The organism is Kribbella sp. NPDC059898, assembly GCF_042730855.1.
GTDB lineage: Bacteria > Actinomycetota > Actinomycetes > Propionibacteriales > Kribbellaceae > Kribbella.
In genome coordinates this window covers 23,770-40,904 of sequence record NZ_JBHWKR010000026.1, presented here as the reverse complement: position 1 = coordinate 40,904, position 17,135 = coordinate 23,770, and the positions used below count along the sequence as shown (strand labels likewise).

Below are 17,135 nucleotides of genomic sequence, written 5' to 3'. Positions count from 1 at the left end.
GGTCTGGCGCTCGTCGGTGGGTTTCACAGCTGTCCCTCGGTTGCGGGTCCTGCATCGCTCAGGTTGTGTTCGCCGACACCGGACGCATCGTCTGCATGACCACCAGGCGCTTCGAGGTACCGATGAGGGCTGCAACCGCGGCCGCCGCAATGTCCGTGAGTCCTTGTCGAGCAACTTGGGCTACACCCGGGCGCCGGGAGCGGCCGATCAGACCGGATGACTTTCCCAGAACTGTCCAGGTAGAGGTAGGTCACGGCCGCGGCCCTTCGTCCTGGCGGGTCGCCTGCCGCCTCGAGCTTGCGTGGACTCCGCAGCCGCCGCAGCAGCGATCGTTGCTGTGCAGCCACAGGTGAAACATCGCTACCGCGACGCCGTACGCGCCGATTGCCCAGGGCAACGGAACGAGGACCAGGCCGGCGATCAAGAAGACTGTGAGCGCCAGCATCTCTTCCAGGCTCACTACCTGCGCACCGTCAAGGACAGGCACGTGGGCGGTCAGGCCACGCTCGATCCGCCAGGTTCGGTAGCCCCTGTGGTTGTCCTGGGCAATCAGACAGGCCGGGTACCATGCGCCCCCTGTTCCTGGCCGGGCCCGGTCATTCTGGTCACGATCGAGAACTCTTTCGCCGCACCACGCGCGCGGTTCTCTCTGCGGGAGCCACAAGGGGTTGCCATATCGTCGCGGCAGGCGCAGTGAGCGCCGGCGAATGTGGAAGTGGCTGGTCATCGCTGCACCGCTTCTTCGTAGGCCCACCCCGGCGCCGGCATCCGATGCGCGGTGCACAGCAGCACCGGGTCGTCGATGCCGGGGAACTCTCCCCACATGAACGCCCTGCAGCCGAGATCGCCGCAGTGGCCGGTGATCTCGCGGCTTGGATGGGTGGTCCGGATCAGGCCGGCGACGAAGGTGTCGCAGCGGTCGTTGGTCGCCTGGCGCACGTCGACCGGAATCTCCCAGAGGTCTCCGAGCTGGTTGACGATGTTCTGCGCGACGAACTCGACTCTTGTCGGCGGCGCGGCGAGCTTCAGCGAGCACAGGACTGTGTGCAGAGCCTGCGCGGACACGACAACGGTGTCGTGCTCCTCGAACGGCTGGGGCAGCGCTGCATCCTGGTAGAGCGTTTGCTGCAGCGTTCGTGCGGCCGCGGCGAGCGGCTGAGGCGTTGCTGTCGTCGAGATCCCTGTCAGGTCCATGGGGGCCTCGTCCGTGCCATGGGTCCGTGTCCACAGGTCTTTCCAGGCGTCAGGACCGATCGCATGGAGGTGAGCCCGCAGGATCTCGCAGCCCATCGCAGCAAAGTTAGGTCGCCAGCCGAGCATCGCGAACGCGAGCCGATGGGTAGTGTCCCAGCCGACCAGGACGATCGTTTCGACGGCGCCGGATATCTCCTCGGTGCGAGTCTTCTCGACGCCGTCACGCCTGTAAGTGCCGGTCCGGTTCCGGCCATCGAGGAAGGCAGAGGTGACCTCGCTAGCCAGGTGCCTGAGGCTGGCGACACTCGCCGTGCCGCGCGCCAAGGTGTCGATGTCGCGGCGGCCAGCCAAGGTGATCGTCAGGACCGGGTCGCCGGCGGCGCTCCTGGACAGCGAGTGTCGCGTGGTCTCGGAGGTCCGCATCAGGCCTCCACCCGCGCAGGGACACGCTCGGCGCCAAGGATGGCCAACTGGAGGTCGTCGGCGAGATCTCTCGCGAGCACGGGGACGACGTAGTGCTGATCGATCGATCGCCGGTACAGCGTGTTCTCGAGGGTGGCGAGCAGTTGCGCGCGGGTCGGATTGGCGGGCTCGGGCCGCTCGCCGAGCAGGGGTGCGACGCCTTCGAGCACGTACCGCATCGCCGCGCGTTTGATCTCCTTGTCGGCCGCAGCCAGGTTGGCCCATTCGATGTCGCCGTGGGCTCGCCGGCAGGCCAGGTCGACGGCCTCGGCCGGTACCGGTCCGGCCAGCGTCGGCGTCGCGAAGACATCGAGTCTTTCGGTCTGCCAGCGCACCCACTCGCCCAGCGGGGTGGCGTCGTAGTTGAGGACCGCGGTCAGTGTTTTGGGGTTGTCCAGGGGTCCGGGTTCGAACTGATCGGGGTTCCACGAGGACTGTCGCAGGGCCCATGAGTCGGCGCCGTACTTGTGGAGCAGGATGGTGTCACGGCCAGGGGCGTAGTCGAAGGGTTCCTTGGCCATGTGCTCCGCGTCCTGCTGGTCGTAGTCCATCGTGCGCACGAACTCGGTGAACGAGGCGATGATCGCGGCTTCCAGATCGGTCGGCCGGCTCACGCTCTCGACGTCGAAGGCGACGAGGAATCCGTCGTCGTGGCGCGTCGTGACCGGGATGCGCTTGGCAGTCAGGGGATCGTGCTGATCGGCGGGCCAAGCCCAGCCTTCAGGTCCGTGGCGTTCAGCAGTCATGGCTCACGCCGCCGGTCTCGGACTGGGAACCGGGCTGGAGCTCGGGCTGGAGCTCGGAGTGTTAGTCGGGGATGCGGTAGGGATGGGGGCTGCGGGTGTGGTGGGGGTAGAGCTTCGGGTAGGTGTCACGGGTTCGGTGACGGTGACGGTGGGTTCCGGGGTCGGGCTGCTGGTTGTGTCCGGCTGTGACTCTTTCTCAGAGCGGCATCCGTACCGTTCGCCGTAGCCGATGGGCCAGGTTCCCACTGGGTAGTAGCCGCCGTATCCGGGGTAGGTCCGGTAGTCGTGGCCGTACTGGTGGATGATCACCGGCTGCTGCGGGGTGGGGAACCCGGCGCGGTAGGGCTTCGACCAGTTGTGCTGCTTGACCCGCTCGTTGTAGCCGGACCAGTTCGTCGGCCGCTGGGTCGCCTTGCCGGACTTGCCGGACTTGTTGGTGTTGGTGCGGTCCTGAACCTTCGAGGTTGTCCGGCCGGAGCTCGGACGGTTGTTGGTCCGGCTCGGGCCGGGGGGTTTGGTCAGGGGCTGGGAGGCGCAGGCTTCGTCATCGTTGCTGCAGGCCACCAGTGTTCCGGTGCCGATGAGCATCACGGTCAATGCACGGGCAAGGTGTCGCATCATGTGTTCTTTCTCCGCGGGATATCGGGTGTTCGGGGCCTACTCGGGGTTCGAGTCGCCGTCGAACCAGGGCATGTCGGGCGATGCCGGGTCTGAGGGGTTCCAGTGACCGGGGATCACCCCGATGCGGGATGCCATGAGGTGGTCGGGAATCGGGACGGCGAGGCCGACAGGGGCGCCGTCATGCAGTACGGCGTGCAGGTTGCCGCTGTGTGTCCCGGCGAGAACCGCGATGCGGGCATTGCACTGCTCCAGCGCGCAGATGACGTCTGCGTGGAAGCGCTGCACCGGTATGGCTGCGGTCACTTCGTCGTTGAGTGCGTCCGCCAGGAACTTGAGGCCGATGGTGACCGGGCGCTTCATCCACGTCCAGGAAGGATCCAGGCCGTGCAGCCGGTCGCCACGGATGACGAGCGGTCCGTTGGTGAAGTACTCGACCCCGTCGATCGTGAGCTGGCGGACCTTGGTCCTGCGGTGGGGATGGTGGCTGTGCCCGAACAGGACCTCGGCGTCCATGGTGGGACGTCCCCCGCTGGCCGTCGGATGCATCAGGATGACGCTCATCGCATTGCTCCGGCGGCCCCAGCCAGCGGCACGGGTTCGGTCAGGATCGGGTCGATCCAGCCGCTGATCCGGCCGGTGGAGCGGATCGTGCTGGGCTCGGCGGACATCGCGGCGAGCTTGGTGCAGGCCGCGGTGACAGCGTCCGCGAGGCTTACGCAGCCGCCGATGAACCAATAGGGGTCGTCGGGCTGCCGGTCGAGCTCATCGTCGATGTCGGCGCACCATCCGTCGACGGCGCGTCGCTGTACATGGATCCGCAGGTTCACGGCCGGCTGCGCGGTGGCCGGCGGCGGAACCAGATCGATGAGGGCGGTCATCGTACTTCCTTCGCGGCCGGGGTCAGACCGAGGAGCGCGGAGGGCAGTCGGGTCAGGACGCTGTTCGGGAACCAGGTCACGGAAGTCTGGATCTGCAGGACGATGCCCTCGACGTGCAAAGACACCTGGCCGGTGGCCGTCAGGTGGTCCCAGACGACCTGCGCGAGGCTTCGTTGTGCGGCGTGGTGATCGGGGCCGAAGGCAAAGAAGCCGTGCGCTTCGGATGCCGGGTCGCTGATCGTGGCCAGGTATCCGTCGTTGGTCGGCAACATCTGGCAGCTGGTCTGCAGCCGAAGCGGCTGGGTCTGCATCGTCCCACCTCCTGATTGGCATATTCGCGTCTACCTCACATTGGCATAAACGCGTCCACTGTGCAAGCCTGGAACGACACGCTCCGAGGCACGGGCGCTTCGTCGGTCACCAGCACCAGAGGCGCCTTCTCTCCTATCCACAGAAGGCCCAATCTCAGGTCGATTTGTGACACCGAACCCGCAAGAGACCTGGCGCTCCCGCCTGAAGGCACGCCTGATCGACACCTGCACCCGGCCGGACGCTCTCGGCGTTTTGGGCCTGCGTTGCACCGGTTGCGGATCGATCTCGATCAGGCGCGGCGCATCCCGCTGCTGTCCAGCGCTGCTAACTTCTGTCTTGCATTGCTACGACCGCAGCAGCGACCTCGGCGGCATTGGCCCGAGGATCCGCGATCGCTTCGGAGCCCGGGGCAACTGGCCGACCAGTCAGCCGCCTCGGGAGCGATTGCAATGCAACAGTTAGACACTGCCACTACCGGACAGCGCTCGACGCCGAGCACGTCTCAACTCCGGGTCCGCCTTTGGCTCGGCACCCACCCGATCACGGACTTCACGGGACCTGAGGACGAGGCGCGCAAGCACGCCGCGATCGTGACGAGCATGTACCGGTCCCTGACGCCCACGATCGAGCCCACCGCAGTCAACCAGTCGCGCCATGCCTCCAGTCACACCCCGGTCAGCGCCGGACCCGCATCATGACCGTGCCGGCCGAGCCCGAGCAGCCCCGCCCCGAGCAGGCCACGAACCTAGTCCCGGTGCCATCCGTCGCCAAGGTCTGGAACGCCCTCCTCGGCGGAAAGGACTCACGAGCGGTAGAGCGTGAGCTCGTCGAGAGAATCAGAGCAACCAAGCCGGACATCGCAGACCTCGCGAACTCCGTCCACCGGTACAAGCAGCGCGTAGCCGACCACCTCGTGAGATCCGCGCGCATCGACCAATTCGTCGACTGCGGCCCCGGATATCCCCGGCTCGGCGAGAACACCCACGACATCGTGCAGAAGTTCAACCTCGAGGCCCGGGTGCTCTATGTCGACCAGAATCCAGAAGTCCTGGCGCACGGGCGGGCACTACTGGCGGTCAACAACAGAATCGGCGTACTGGATGCCGATCCGAACGATCTGGCGATGATCCGCGAGCACCAGGGCAGCAGGGCTGTGATCGACTGGGATCGCCCGGTCGGGGTCATCAGCACCATGCCGTTGGTTTTCGCCGATCCTGAACGCGTCGACCCGGCCAAGACCGTTCAGGGCTGGATCCCTCACCTCGCGGTCGGCTCGCACCTCGCCCTGGGATTCTTCGCTGTCGCCGACGGTCTTGAAACCGTCGCCGCCACAATCGGTGCCATGTTCTGCTCTGAGCTGCACGGAGGCCGGTTCCTGCCGATTCCTGACATCGAGGCGGTGTTCGGCGAACTCGATCTGGTCGGCCCCGGAGTCGCGCTCTGCGACGAGTGGCCTCCCGATCTCGACGAGATCGAGGTCGGCCTTAACTCGATCCGCCGCTGCGCTGTCGCCGGGGTAGCCCGAGTACGCGAGCCGAGCCACCACACACCCTCACCGCCAGACTCTCGCAACACGCACGGCTATACGATTGCCGAATAGTGAAATACGGAATGTGGTGAGCCGGCCTGAGGCGATCCTGCCGATCTTCCGGTCTCAGGCCCAAGCCCGAATCCTCGCCTGGCTGCTGCTCGTCCCTGCTCGGGAACAGCCCATCGCGACTCTGGCGGCAATCGCCGGCATCGCTCAGCCGAACACTCTGCGCGAGGTCAATCGGCTGGTGGAGTGCGGGATACTGCGAGAACGGCGAGCGGGCAATACTCGGCTGGTCTCGGCAAACCTCGAGAGCCCGTACTACGAGCCGCTCGTGCAGATCCTGGGCCGCGCCTACGGTCCTGCGGATGCAGTACCGAAGGCACTGTCCAGTGTCCCGGACATCGAACGGGCCGTCATCGTCGGTTCGTGGGCACAGCGGTTCCACGGTGAGCCGGGACCGGCCCCTGAAGGTGTCGAGGTCATCGTGGTCGGTTCGCCGCCACCGCGGCGGCTGCGTGCGGCCAACGCTGACCTCGAGGAATGCCTCGGCGTACCGGTCCGGCTCACGGTTGTTGCTTCCATGGAGTGGGACGCGCCGACGACCGGCTACCTTCGTGCCATGCGCAGTGGGCCCTGTCTCACGGTAATGCCCCCGGCCGGCTCAACCGAACGGCAAGCCACGCATGCAGCGCCTTCGCGCGGAGAACCGCCGATGGGTCGGGCGTCTGCCAGCCCGGAACTGATCAGCGGTTAGGCGGGTTGATCACCCAGCTGTAGTGCTCGTCGTGCGGATGGATGAGCAGACCGTTGTACTGCAGTACACGTATGACCGCGGCGCGGGATGGGCCGTGGCCGATCAGGACGCCTTGGATGTCCTCGCCGGTTCGGTGGTCGTGCCAGATTTCGGGGTCGGTTTCGATTTCCAGATCGTTCCGGTCGACTCCGGCGTCGTCGATCATGGCGCGAACCTGTGGAGCGGTCAGCGGGTCGCGATTGGTCACGGTGATCAGAGTAGTGGAGCCCAGTTGTTCCTGTGAGGGTTCGGATCTGCGGTGTCTCGACGTGGCTGCGGGACGGGCGGATCAAGATTCAGATGCCGGCATGAGCGGAGTCCTGCTGGGCGACAGTTGAGTGGACGCGGCTATTCGTGGCGAACGACGCGGTCCAGTTCGATCGAGCCGTCACGCAGTTGCCACCACAACAACCGCGGGGCTGCCGGTGTGTTGGTCTTGAGGGAGCATCGCCAGGCGATGGCCTTGTCGCCACGGATCTGAGCCGTGGAGCTCCCGGCGGCGTTCGTGCGTTGACGGTGGGCTGCGCGGCCTGGGTGGGTGTGCACGGCTCCGGTCAGAACGTCGACCATGACCAGGAGGATACGTTCTCGGGTCACCAGCTCGAGGTTCATCGAGTCGATCAAGTCGGGACCGGCGGCGTACGTCCGTAGTGGCTGGGTGTCGCGTTCTGCCTCTGGTGTTGCTCTGAGCCAGGTCAGGTGAAGGTCGTGGCGGAGCTGCTGGACGGGGTCGGCGAACAGTGGTGGGTGCGGCGCGGCGAGTTCGGCCATGAGCTCGGCGTTGCGGGCTTGGACCTGCTCGAGCTGGGTTCGCAGCAGCTGTTCCTGGCGTTCCGCGGCTTCGGCGCGCACGATCGCCTGGTTAGCTGTCTGGCGCGCGGTCGTCAGGTCGCGGTGGAGGCTGCGGACCTTCTTCTGTCTGGCGGCGAGTCGACTGCCTCCGTGCGGCAGCAATTCGGCCCGGCTGCGCCACGCGGTCACCTCGGCCGTGATCCTCGTGAGTGGTTCCTGCGGATCGGTGTGTTCGAAGGCCAGAATCACGGGGTGATCTTGTGGGCCGTCAGCCAGGGATAGGCGCGGCCAGTAGATCCTCGCCGCTCCCCCGTACACACGCAGCGGCTTGGGCAGCAGTTCGGACATGCGCAGGACCGCGGCTGTTGAGCTGAGGATCCGAATGTCGACGTCGTTGGACACCTCGGCCGGGAGGTTGGCCGGATCGATGCGTGGTCCGCTGCGCGTTCCGGCCGGTGTGATCACGAGGACAGGTCGCTGCCGGTTGGCGTCAACAATGAGCCCAGTGAGCTCGGCGACCTGGGAAGACCTGACCTGGCGGTACTTGTCGTCGCTGGTTGCGGTTGCAGTGAGTTCAGACAAGTTGACCCGCGACAACGGCGCCTCCTGTGAGTGCGCCGGTGAGCCGGAAGGCGTCACAGTCAGCGAACGCGGGGCAGGTGCTGCAGCGCTGGGCGGCTCGGATGCGATCGCGCATGGGTCCATCGCCGGCGTACAGATCAGGCTCCGACAGGCAGGGAACGACCTCGCCTGACTGGGTGCAGTGGGCAATCCTTCGGGTGAGCCGGTCGTGTGTGGCGGCCTGGTCGACTGTGAGCGCGTGCTTTGCCAGGTTCCTGGGTGCGGCCATGATGCTGTCCTCCGTTCTCTTCTATGAGCGTCGTTCAGTGGTTGGTCTTGTGGTGTCGCAGGGCGATCCAGGTCATCGCGCCGGCGAAGGTCAGCAGGCCGGCCAGGACGACGAGGCGGGCGATGTCGAGTCCGATGCCGCCGAGCCCGGGAACGGGCAGGGTTGCGTGCTCGACGAGCAGGTGGCTGGTGCGGAGCCACTTGCCGACGTCTGCGTGGAACCCGAGTGCGCCGGTGCCGAGCAGCGCGACGGCGCCCGCGATGATGAGGACGACCCTGACGATCTCGTTTTCGTCCTCGGGGTTCATGAAGCTTCCTCGACCGGGTTGGTCTGGTAGGTGCTTACGGCCCACAGTGCCGCGATCTGCTGCTTGTCTTCGTCGCGCTGGAACAGCTGGTCAATCAGCCGGCGGATGCCGCTGGTGGTGATGGGGTCGAACCATTCGGCGTGTGTACGCAGCACCCGCTGTCGGGTGATTCCGTTGCCGAGCCGGACGCGGGGCTCGAGCGGCGAGATCTCGTGGCGGGCCGCGAAGTCGGTCGCGGCCAGGGCGAGTTTGATCTGTGCTTGGATGCGCCCGGGCTGCAACGATCCGTCGAACAGCCGGAACAGCAGGTACGAGGAGGCTGGGTCGTCGCGGTCGAGGCCGGTGAAGTCGACCATCGGGCGGCGGACGGGTGGACGGGCGCCGGCCGTGTGGGTCGCGGTGCCGAATCCCAGCGTTGGCCGCTCCTGGAGCGGTCGGCAGAACCGGGCGATCCGCGATGGTGTGTGCGGGTTGGATGCCATTCGGTAGAGGTCGTCTTCGCAGACGAGCAGGAGCCGTTGCAGGTTGGTGATCGCTTCCGGATTGGCGGCGAAGTCCGGCGCCGCGACGGCCACGTAGGTACCGGCCATCGCGGGGTCGCCTCCGTGTTCTGTGATCTGTCTGCAGACGGCGGCAAGGTCGGCCCAGCTCGAGGGCGTGTCGAGCTGGAGCGGGGAGACGGCTCGACCGTCGGCGGTTGCGGCCGCCTCGAGCGTCCAGCGTTCACGGGCCACACCTGCGTGTGCCGTCGGCTGGAAGCCACGGATGACCGGGTCGTCGAGGATGCCTTGCTGGTGCAGTGCCTTGCCGATGCCGGCGTTGAGGATCTGGGCTTGGCTGGCGTGGTCGCCTGCGGCGTTGACCGGGACGTGCCGGTAGCTGTGTTCCCATCCGCGGCCGGCGATATAGCGGCTCGCGGTGATCTCGCCCGTGCCGAGCCCTGGCAGCGCCTCGTCGTCGCTGGACGCACCAACGTGGGGCACGGCGTACTGGGTCGAGGCCTGGTCGGTGTCTTCGAACTGGGGGTAGGTGCGCGCGACGGACGGGTTGGGCGCGGAGTACTCGATCTCGATCTGGAAGGGCCGGTCGTCGCCGTGACCGTAGATCGCGGGCGAGTCGGTGATGTATGGGATGCCGCCGTGTTCGTCGCCGCGGCGAGCCAGGGCTGCACGGCAGTCGGTTGCGAATCGCCGTGGGTCCTCGCTGTAGGTCCAGGTCGACGCGTCTGGGCGGGGCGCACAGTTGGTGGACGGTGATCCGGCGGGCAGCTCAAGAACGGCCTGCCGCTGGACGGGGACCGAGGGCAGGTATTCCTCTCGGGTGTGGCTGTGCGGCGCACGGTCCTCTGTCTGGTCGGCAGGACCTTCGGGGTGGTCTGCCAGGTGGCCTTCGATGACGTCGCGGGCGATGATCCGGTGATCGCAGTCCTGGGTTTCGTGGAAGGTCATGCAGGAACACTCCGTTCGGTCGAGGATGATCGTGGGGTGAGGTGCCGGTGCGATCACGACGGTCCCGTCGACCACTCCCGGGCCGGGGTCACGTTGCTCGATGTCATGCCGATGGGTCGCGTCGATGACGATGGGCCCCGAGCCGCAGGTGAGGTGAACGGGCAGTTCCACCGTGCGGCCGGCAGCCAGGAGATGACGGATGTCGTCGGCGGCGATTGTGCGCAGGGTGATGCCGCTGCGGGCCACATGTACTAGTTGTCCGCCGGCCAGGACCGGGCCTGCGGCGGGGCAGGGATGGGCCGCCGGCTCTGGGGTGCCGCAGGTGGCGCAGGGCAGTGCATATCCGTCGCGTTCGGCGCCGACCTGGGACCGGACTTGGTGCGCGCCAGTCGTGAAGAGAGTGGTCAGTGCATGCGCGGCCTCGGCGGTCGTGAGGAGGTCTGCTAGTCCTGGAGGCACGAGCCGGAACGGGGCCAATGTGCCGACAGGGTGGAGGAGCTCCAGGCGTTGCGAGACAGAGTCGTACCCGAACCGGAAGCTGGGGTATCCGGCGATCAGGTGGGTGTGGTCGGGGACAAGCCGATGTCCGCGGCGCGCGGCGTCGCCGAGGGAGGCGGGGTGCTGGAGTTGCTCGAAGGCGTAGCGGGTCGCGGCGTCTTGGGGCGTTCCCCAGGTGGCTACGCGTTCGTCCCAGGTGGCGCGGGGCTGGCGGCCGCGGGGGGCGTGGCCTCGCAGTGCGTGGAACTCTGCTGTGGTCTCAGCCAAGGTCTGGCCTCGGCGGGCTGCGTGGGCCGCCAGTCGCCAGGTCAGTGCGTGCTGGGCGCGCAGCGCTGTGCCCGGCAGTTGGAGCAGGGCCCAGGCGAGTGCGGGTTCGAGCGGCTGGTTCAGCGCGGCGGCCAGCCGCCGGTGCAGTCCGGCGCGGCGTTGCGTCTTGATCGTGGAGTCGTGGTCGACCGCGAGCTGCAGTTTCGTGCGCAGGCTGGTCCGCAGCCGGTCGGCGTGATCGGCCTGCACGGCGGTACCAAGATGTCTGAGCTGGTGCACGATCGACTGCAATTGAGCATCGTCGAGCCTGGACCGTCGCTTGGCCAGGCCGATCGCGACGGTTCCCAGCGGATGTGTCCGGCAGACCACGGCGACTTGCTCCTTCCTGCGGCGACCGCCGAATAGCGGTCTCATTAGGAGAAGGCCCACAAGGTGGCCGATCTGTGACAGCGCTGGACAAAAAGGTCCGTAGGTTGGTGCTCAGCTGGGTCCTGCGCGGTGCAGGGTGACTGCCCCGACCTCGCACAGCGACTGCAGGTAGCTGTCGGCGTCTCGGCTGTGCAGCCATCTGACGTTGCCGATCGGCGCAGTGGCCGAGGTGAATGGCGCATACACGACGTCGACCAGGACCAGTGGTACGGGACAGTCCCACAGTGGCGCGGTGACGGGGCGCGAGGTCGGGGTGCGCAGCGTCGTGACTTGCGCATCGATCACAGTGCCTTGGTGGTCGGCGCGGTGCTGTGCGGTCAGGATGAGCGCGGTGGCGTGTGCGTGTCGGGCTCGCGCGGCGGCCTTCTCGTGCTCGGGGTCGGCGGTTTGGTAGTCGTCGATCACGGCAGCAAGGATCGCGTCGGCGTCGATGCCGTAGACCCTGCCGGCGGGCTCGACAAGCTCGTAGGCCCAGGTCAGAGCCTGCGGATGGGGCGGCGCGACGGGGTGCCCGCTGTGGTCGTGCACAAGGTGGTCGTTCCGGATGCGCAGTGCATTCACGGTTCCTGGCGGCATCATCAGCGTGTCCCGGCTGGTCGGCACTGGGCGATGAGGTCGGTCAAGGTCGTTCGCTCGACGCCGGTGACCGTAAGGTTCCACTTCTTCTTGATCGCGATCCATCGCACGGCGTACGCGCACCGGTAGGTCTTGTTGGGCGGGAGCCAGCCGTCGGGCGGCGCGTCGCCTTTCTGGCGGTTCAGTGAGGCAGACACGGGAAGGAGTTCGAGGGTGAGGTCGCCGGAAAACGCTTCGCGGTCGGCCTGGCTCCAGCTGGCGGCGCCGACCCGGATCGCGTGGCCGAGGGGCACGACATGGTCGATGTCGATGAGCGATCGGCCGCGATGGAACGGGATGGACTGCCCGGAGTAGGGGTCGTCGAGCACACCGGAGACGACGACGCAGTGTTTGCGGTCGCCGAAGGTCGTGTTGCGCAGCGCGCGGGCCAGAGCCTCGTTGCGTTGGTCGCAACCGGTGTGGTCGACGTCTTTCCAGGCTGTCCCGAAGAGGTCGCGTGCGTCTTTGACGCGTGGGCCCCGGGCCGCAATGGGCAGCGTGGCCAGCTGCCCGGTGGCGGTGTTGACCTGGGCGACGGTGACCGCCCAGGCCGTCATGGTTCCTGGGGTTGTCGCGGTCGACGGCGTCACGGTCGCAGGTGTATGCCGCGGCGTGCTCGGGCTTGTGGTGCCCGGCGTGGTCTTGGCTGTGGTTGCGGTTGGGCGGTGAGGAGTGGTGGTGCCGGGCGGCGGCGTGACGCCGGGCAGGGTTGTGCCTTGGCCGAGGGCGGCGCAGCTCGCCGTGAGGAACGCGGCGGCGGCCGCGGCGATCGCGACGGCCGGTCGGAAGGGCAGGGACACAGGTGTCCTTTCAGCAGATCGTCCGCTTGTGTTCGGGTCCGGCGACAGGCTGGGGTCAGGGTCGGGGGGTCAGACGGAGGCGGTCCGGCGCCGGCCAGGACGGGCTCCAGCGGCCGGGCATGGCCGTGGTGGCGTAGTCACTGAGCACGTGGTCATCGACCTTCCTGCCTGGGCTGAACAGGATGTCGACGGACTCGAGGGCTCCGTCCGGGGCATAGGTGGGCTGCACTGAGGGATTTCCCAGCGAGGCGGCGCCGGCGTTGAGGGTTTCGGTGATCGTGCCCAGCCCTGCGCGCTGCAAAGTTGCGGTTTCGGCCTTGGCGATCCGGATCGCGTCTGGGTCGTCCGTGGCGCGTTCGCAGATCCAGTGTTCGCCGAGGTGGTTCGTGACACGCGAGGTGAGTTGGGTCAGGATCCCCGGAATGCGGGCGATGGATCGGGGGGTCCGCACTTCGACGACCTCGAGGGCTCCTGTCTCGTAGTTCCACAGGGGTCGGACGGCGGCATCGGATCCGAGAAGGCCGCGGGCGGCTGCGGTGATGCTGGGTAGGTCCAGGTCGTAGCGGTGGGCGGCTGGGTTTGGCGTGGTTCGGCGTTTCAGCCGCATCATGGCTCCTCCTGCTCAGCGTCTTCATCGACTTTGTTGTCCTGGTCGTGCAGGCCGTCCTGGTCGTGCAGGCCGTCCTGGTCGTGCAGGCCGTCCTGGTCGTTCGGTGTCTCATCCTGTACTGGGCCGTCTTCGGCGCCGTGGTCTTTCTGCCTTGACCTTGGATTGGTGCGTCTCGGCGGGCTGGCTCGGTCGGCTCGATCGCCCCCTGGCTCGGTCCCAGCATCGGTCCCGTCAGATTCGTTTTCGGTCGTGGCCTTCGAGGGGCTGTTGCGTACCGCGGCCTGCGTCTGATCGGCATCCTTGCTGTTGCCAGCGGCATCATCGCTGTCTGACTCGTCTGAGTCTGGGGTTCCCATGTCGTCTGGACTGGTGTCGAAGGCTGAAGGCTCGGCTTGGCTCGTCTCGTCGCGTAGCGGCGAGCGTCGCTGGAACACCTGTTCAGCGGAGATCTCCATGGTTCCACCGTCGCCGTTGTCATCACGCCAGTCGATGCCGTACATCTCTCCGTCGCTGAAGACCCGCTCCGCGGTGACCCATTCGCTGCCTTCACCGTCGTTCTCGATCAGGTCTCCGACCTCAAGGTCTTCGGCGGTGGCCGGCTCTGGCGGGCCGTAACCGTCGTCCTCGGATTCGGCTTCGGCATAGCTCGGCTCAGGGATGACGGGTTCCGGTGTTGCCGGTTCGGTGCCGTCGTAGGGGACGTACGTCGAGTGGACGATGGCGTCCCAGATCAGTGGGCGTCCCTTGCTGTCGGACTGGACGAGGTACTCCTCGTTGAGTTCGATCTGCATTCGGGGGTAGGTGGTCTCGTCGGGCAGCAGGGCTTCGAGCAGCGCCAGGTCCGCCTCGTTCTGGGTATGCCGTGCCTTGCGGGGGTCCGGGGTCCATAGAACCTGCGCCTCGACGTACTTCTCGTTGTCGTCGATACCGGTGCAGCGGCCTTTGATCAGGCGGGGAACGGTCACACCGACGTGGTAGGAGTCCCACATCATCTTGGCGCCGTCGGGGAAGAGCCGGCCGAGCGACAGCCGGGCCTTGAAGTTGTCGCGGGCTTCACCGGTCAGGAAGTCCGCGTCGGGCCTCTGCGTTCCGAGCACGAGATGGATCCGCGCTGTCCGGCCCTTGCGCACCAGGCTGAACAGCTTTTCGAAGACCGGGCATTTGCCGGTCGCGCCGGTTGGCTTGTGGCGGGACCACCAGTCGGTGACCATGCCGTAGAGGTCGCGGAACTCGTCGACGATCAAGACGACTGGTTCGAAGTCGTCTTCGTGGATCTCCCCTGCCACGATCTGGGCGTAGCGATCCTCCATCAGCTGCCACGTCGAGTAGATGGTGGCCATCTGGTGTTCGAGCGCCGTGGCGACGACCTCGATGTTCGGCCAGTCGCGCAGGCCGAGGAATTCAACGGCTTTGGGGTCGACGACGCGGACACGCCATCCGCGGCGGCTCGCCTCGACCGCGACGCCTTGGATTGCGACCGTGTTGTGCGTGGGGATGCAGGCCTTGCTCGCAAGGTACAGGTGGGTCGGGCTGTCCACGGTGATGCATCGCACCGGTACGGACTCGACGGGGCGGACGTCGACGATGTACCGCTCCCTCGCCCTCGGGCGGGCGGCTGCGGGGCGCTGGCGTTCGGACTTGCGGGTGAGCCGGAACAGCGGCAGGTCACCGGCAGGTGGGAAGGCGACCGTGTACACCGTCGAGCGCTCCGGGGAGCGCCCAGCGCATGGCTTCGCCCGCAGAGTCGCCTTGTGTCCGAGTCCCGTGACGAGGTCATACACGTCGTGAGCCAACTGCGCGGTGGTCGTTGCGTACTCAGCTGTCCCGGCCTTGGTGCAGGTGCCATCGGTGTCCATGAGACCGGCAAGAAGTGCGCGCCGCTGGTCGATATCGGCCCGAAGGTAGACCTCGGGAATGTGCTTGTTGCGCACCAACCCATTGATGCGTAACAGGGTGCTGAGTCCACGCACAGCATAGAGATACGGGTCGGACGGCAGCTTCTTCACGGCGTGACCCGACGCTTCGACGTTGGTCACGACTTCCGGGTCAGCAGTGAAGATCTGGCCCCTCATGGAGTGCCCATCGCCGAGCCACGCACCGAGAACGTAGGGATCAATCGGCAGGTCGCGGGTTGGGTACAGAAGCGGCCCAGCGACTGGGATCGAGTGATTGGCGTGTCCATTGGTGCTGCGGAGGGTGGCGGCGATCTGTTCGGTGGTGACGACATCGGATTCTGCGAGCTTGACCCCATGACCGTTGATCGTGCGCTGGCTGGCACTGCGGAGTTTTGCGTACAACCGGTGCGCTGAGTAGGTCGGGGCAGTGACTGTCAGAGCGTGCGGAGGTCTCCCAGGCGTTCGTCTTACAGTGCGGCGGCGAGCGGTGCCCTCGGGTCCGAGGTCGCGGGCGGCCGCGAACACCCGGGCTTGAAAGTGACCGCCCAGTCTGTCGATGGCGTCTCGGGTTGTGATCTGCCGATCCGGCTGGCCGAGGATGTCAAGAGCGTGTCTCTCTACCTGAGCCGTATCCGAGGGCGTCCAATAGCGGCGCGTGGATCGGGCTCGGGCGGGATGACGGTTCACACGTTGTGCTCGCGTAGAGGTCGACCAGAGGTGTTCGGCGTCGGCGACGATGACCGTCCCGTCAGAGAATTCGACCTCGTAGCAAGGGCGCCCATGCCGGACGGCGTGCGCCGTGACTACACGGCACGGAGCGCCGGTCTCGTCGAACACTGTGTCGCCATCGCGCAGCTCGCCCATCGTCGACCAGCCGGATGGTGTCGGGATTGGGGTGTCCAGGGCCAGTGCCTTGCCGGTGTTCGTACCGCCGACGATCAGCAGGTGGCTGAGGTCTCGCGGTTCCCAGATGATGTCTTGACTGTCTTCACCGATCGCCAGCGGGATCCGATATTTGTTCTCGTCGGTGATTGGTACGACGGGGCGCGGGATGAAATGCTCGAGGAGAGGCCGTTGCTCGAGGACGAAATAGTCTTCTTCGACGTTCCAGCGGGTTCTCCAGCGCCCGGGCAGCATCGTGGACAGGATGCGTTCGACCTTCGCCTGGTACATGGGGCTCGCGACCTTGGCCGAGGCGCGGTGGCGAACAGTCACGGCCCGCAGCTGCTGCTGTTCCTCGTCGACCCAGTCCGGGTCGACGGTCGCATCGGCGCCGACGAGCTCGGCGAGCAGGCTGGTGGCACGTTGCAAGGTCGCGTTCTCGAGCAGCGTCGGCTTCTCGACGACCGGCGCGACCGAGCGAGTCAGGACGAGCCGGCGGCGGCGCAGGTCGTGCCGGCGGACCGCCAGCGGCATGTCGAGCGTGGCTTCGCACAGCGCCACCATCGCGGCCGTCCAGAAGGGGTCGATCTTGACCTTGAGGGGGTAGCGAACAACGATCCTCGTCGGGTCGGGGTAGGCGATCCCGCGCCAGCGGCGCAGTTTGACCTCGCACGGCAGCTTGGTCTCGTCGTAAATCGCGGCGGCCAGTTCAGCGGCGCGGCGGCGCTGGTGGTTGCGACGTACGCCCAGGACGCCGCGGCCCGTCGTGACACCGAGTCCGGCAGTGACGGCACCGGCGACCTGCAGCGGGTCGGCGCCGAGGATGTGCGCCATGCCACCGCAGGACGTAGTCAGGCCTGCGAGGGCGACGACTTGGGCGACCCAGGGTCGGTCGGCGATATGGTGCAGAGCGGGGGTCGCGATCTCGCGGCCTTGATAGGTCTGCTCCTCGTGCTCGACCGCGGTGGTCGGGCGACGCCGCGTGTTGTTCGCAGCAACCATATGCGCCTCTCCTTCCGTCCCAGTGGTGACAAAAGGAGAAGGCCCTATCGCGGGCCGGTTTGTGACAGCTCTGCCGTGACTTTCTGTCGAATCTTCCGTGCGGGCGCCAACCGAGCCGCACCCTTGCCCGTAGAGAAGTCTCCGGGTCCCGGCGAATCAACCAACCGCCGGCCTCGGGTCAGTCGGCCGACCATGGCCTC

The 17,135-nt window shown here is 66.8% G+C and carries 18 protein-coding genes; 3 read left to right on the top strand and 15 right to left on the bottom strand.

Annotated elements, in window-relative coordinates; translation table 11 throughout:
- Positions 1–250 precede the first annotated feature (250 nt).
- The 7 genes from ACFV9C_RS42695 to ACFV9C_RS42665 form a co-directional block, all read right to left on the bottom strand.
- A complete protein-coding gene (locus ACFV9C_RS42695; protein WP_380203450.1) occupies positions 251–727 on the bottom strand; it encodes a hypothetical protein in 477 nt (158 codons plus the stop codon).
- Positions 724–1,617, bottom strand: coding sequence for a hypothetical protein (locus ACFV9C_RS42690; protein WP_380203448.1), 894 nt, complete (start codon positions 1,615–1,617; stop codon positions 724–726). The genes ACFV9C_RS42695 and ACFV9C_RS42690 overlap by 4 nt, the downstream gene beginning before the upstream one ends.
- Positions 1,617–2,270: a hypothetical protein gene (locus tag ACFV9C_RS42685; protein WP_380203446.1), complete on the bottom strand. Its 654-nt coding sequence runs from the start codon at positions 2,268–2,270 to the stop codon at positions 1,617–1,619. Before ACFV9C_RS42685 ends, ACFV9C_RS42690 begins: the two co-directional genes overlap by 1 nt.
- 135 nt (positions 2,271–2,405) lie before the next feature.
- On the bottom strand, positions 2,406–2,990 hold the full coding sequence (locus ACFV9C_RS42680; protein ID WP_380203444.1) for a hypothetical protein: 585 nt from the start codon (positions 2,988–2,990) through the stop codon (positions 2,406–2,408).
- 69 nt (positions 2,991–3,059) lie between these two features.
- Complete coding sequence (locus ACFV9C_RS42675; protein ID WP_380203442.1) at positions 3,060–3,584, bottom strand: hypothetical protein; 525 nt, start codon at positions 3,582–3,584, stop codon at positions 3,060–3,062.
- Complete coding sequence (locus ACFV9C_RS42670; RefSeq protein ID WP_380203440.1) at positions 3,581–3,901, bottom strand: hypothetical protein; 321 nt, start codon at positions 3,899–3,901, stop codon at positions 3,581–3,583. Before ACFV9C_RS42670 ends, ACFV9C_RS42675 begins: the two co-directional genes overlap by 4 nt.
- Positions 3,898–4,212: a hypothetical protein gene (locus ACFV9C_RS42665; protein ID WP_380203438.1), complete on the bottom strand. Its 315-nt coding sequence runs from the start codon at positions 4,210–4,212 to the stop codon at positions 3,898–3,900. The genes ACFV9C_RS42670 and ACFV9C_RS42665 overlap by 4 nt, the downstream gene beginning before the upstream one ends.
- A 695-nt stretch (positions 4,213–4,907) precedes the next feature.
- Here ACFV9C_RS42665 and ACFV9C_RS42660 point away from each other — a divergent pair.
- Complete coding sequence (locus ACFV9C_RS42660) at positions 4,908–5,813, top strand: SAM-dependent methyltransferase (RefSeq protein WP_380203436.1); 906 nt, start codon at positions 4,908–4,910, stop codon at positions 5,811–5,813.
- A 16-nt stretch (positions 5,814–5,829) separates the two neighbouring features.
- A complete protein-coding gene (locus tag ACFV9C_RS42655) occupies positions 5,830–6,501 on the top strand; it encodes a hypothetical protein (protein ID WP_380203434.1) in 672 nt (223 codons plus the stop codon).
- On the opposite strand, the gene ACFV9C_RS42650 is transcribed toward ACFV9C_RS42655, so the two are convergent.
- From ACFV9C_RS42650 to ACFV9C_RS42635, 4 genes are all read right to left on the bottom strand, one after another.
- Positions 6,491–6,748 carry a hypothetical protein gene (locus tag ACFV9C_RS42650; RefSeq protein WP_380203432.1) on the bottom strand — a complete coding sequence of 86 codons (258 nt, stop codon included), beginning with the start codon at positions 6,746–6,748 and terminating at the stop codon, positions 6,491–6,493. The genes ACFV9C_RS42655 and ACFV9C_RS42650 overlap by 11 nt on opposite strands.
- A gap of 140 nt (positions 6,749–6,888) precedes the next feature.
- A complete protein-coding gene (locus ACFV9C_RS42645; protein ID WP_380203430.1) occupies positions 6,889–7,929 on the bottom strand; it encodes a hypothetical protein in 1,041 nt (346 codons plus the stop codon).
- A 287-nt stretch (positions 7,930–8,216) separates the two neighbouring features.
- The gene (locus ACFV9C_RS42640) at positions 8,217–8,489 is read right to left on the bottom strand and encodes a hypothetical protein (protein WP_380203428.1); all 273 of its coding nucleotides are present in this window, start codon (positions 8,487–8,489) and stop codon (positions 8,217–8,219) included.
- Positions 8,486–10,183, bottom strand: a complete 1,698-nt coding sequence (locus ACFV9C_RS42635; protein WP_380203426.1) for a hypothetical protein — start codon at positions 10,181–10,183, stop codon at positions 8,486–8,488. Before ACFV9C_RS42635 ends, ACFV9C_RS42640 begins: the two co-directional genes overlap by 4 nt.
- A gap of 243 nt (positions 10,184–10,426) precedes the next feature.
- On the opposite strand from ACFV9C_RS42635, the gene ACFV9C_RS42630 reads away from it, so the two are divergent.
- Positions 10,427–11,107 (top strand): hypothetical protein, encoded by a 681-nt coding sequence (locus ACFV9C_RS42630; protein ID WP_380203424.1) that lies wholly within the window; start codon positions 10,427–10,429, stop codon positions 11,105–11,107.
- 75 nt (positions 11,108–11,182) lie between these two features.
- Here the strand turns inward: ACFV9C_RS42630 and ACFV9C_RS42625 are convergent, their stop codons facing one another.
- Genes ACFV9C_RS42625 through ACFV9C_RS42610 form a run of 4 tightly spaced genes read right to left on the bottom strand, consistent with a single transcriptional unit; the run spans position 11,183 to position 16,935 of the window.
- Positions 11,183–11,734, bottom strand: a complete 552-nt coding sequence (locus tag ACFV9C_RS42625) for a hypothetical protein (RefSeq protein WP_380203422.1) — start codon at positions 11,732–11,734, stop codon at positions 11,183–11,185.
- Positions 11,710–12,546 carry an HNH endonuclease family protein gene (locus tag ACFV9C_RS42620; RefSeq protein ID WP_380203420.1) on the bottom strand — a complete coding sequence of 279 codons (837 nt, stop codon included), beginning with the start codon at positions 12,544–12,546 and terminating at the stop codon, positions 11,710–11,712. Before ACFV9C_RS42620 ends, ACFV9C_RS42625 begins: the two co-directional genes overlap by 25 nt.
- Before the next feature lie 55 nt (positions 12,547–12,601).
- Positions 12,602–13,156 (bottom strand): hypothetical protein, encoded by a 555-nt coding sequence (locus ACFV9C_RS42615; RefSeq protein ID WP_380203418.1) that lies wholly within the window; start codon positions 13,154–13,156, stop codon positions 12,602–12,604.
- The gene (locus tag ACFV9C_RS42610; RefSeq protein ID WP_380203416.1) at positions 13,153–16,935 is read right to left on the bottom strand and encodes an LAGLIDADG family homing endonuclease; all 3,783 of its coding nucleotides are present in this window, start codon (positions 16,933–16,935) and stop codon (positions 13,153–13,155) included. The genes ACFV9C_RS42615 and ACFV9C_RS42610 overlap by 4 nt, the downstream gene beginning before the upstream one ends.
- Positions 16,936–17,135: the final 200 nt, after the last annotated feature.

Excerpts from the sequence above, each read along its gene's own strand:
- ACFV9C_RS42695 (WP_380203450.1), bottom strand. The coding sequence starts at position 727 with ATGACCAGCCACTTCCACATTCGCCGGCGCTCACTGCGCCTGCCGCGA.
- ACFV9C_RS42690 (WP_380203448.1), bottom strand. The coding sequence starts at position 1,617 with ATGCGGACCTCCGAGACCACGCGACACTCGCTGTCCAGGAGCGCCGCC.
- ACFV9C_RS42680 (WP_380203444.1), bottom strand. The coding sequence starts at position 2,990 with ATGCTCATCGGCACCGGAACACTGGTGGCCTGCAGCAACGATGACGAA.
- ACFV9C_RS42675 (WP_380203442.1), bottom strand. The coding sequence starts at position 3,584 with ATGAGCGTCATCCTGATGCATCCGACGGCCAGCGGGGGACGTCCCACC.
- ACFV9C_RS42670 (WP_380203440.1), bottom strand. The coding sequence starts at position 3,901 with ATGACCGCCCTCATCGATCTGGTTCCGCCGCCGGCCACCGCGCAGCCG.
- ACFV9C_RS42665 (WP_380203438.1), bottom strand. The coding sequence starts at position 4,212 with ATGCAGACCCAGCCGCTTCGGCTGCAGACCAGCTGCCAGATGTTGCCG.
- ACFV9C_RS42660 (WP_380203436.1), top strand. The coding sequence starts at position 4,908 with ATGACCGTGCCGGCCGAGCCCGAGCAGCCCCGCCCCGAGCAGGCCACG.
- ACFV9C_RS42640 (WP_380203428.1), bottom strand. The coding sequence starts at position 8,489 with ATGAACCCCGAGGACGAAAACGAGATCGTCAGGGTCGTCCTCATCATC.
- ACFV9C_RS42615 (WP_380203418.1), bottom strand. The coding sequence starts at position 13,156 with ATGATGCGGCTGAAACGCCGAACCACGCCAAACCCAGCCGCCCACCGC.
- ACFV9C_RS42610 (WP_380203416.1), bottom strand. The coding sequence starts at position 16,935 with ATGGTTGCTGCGAACAACACGCGGCGTCGCCCGACCACCGCGGTCGAG.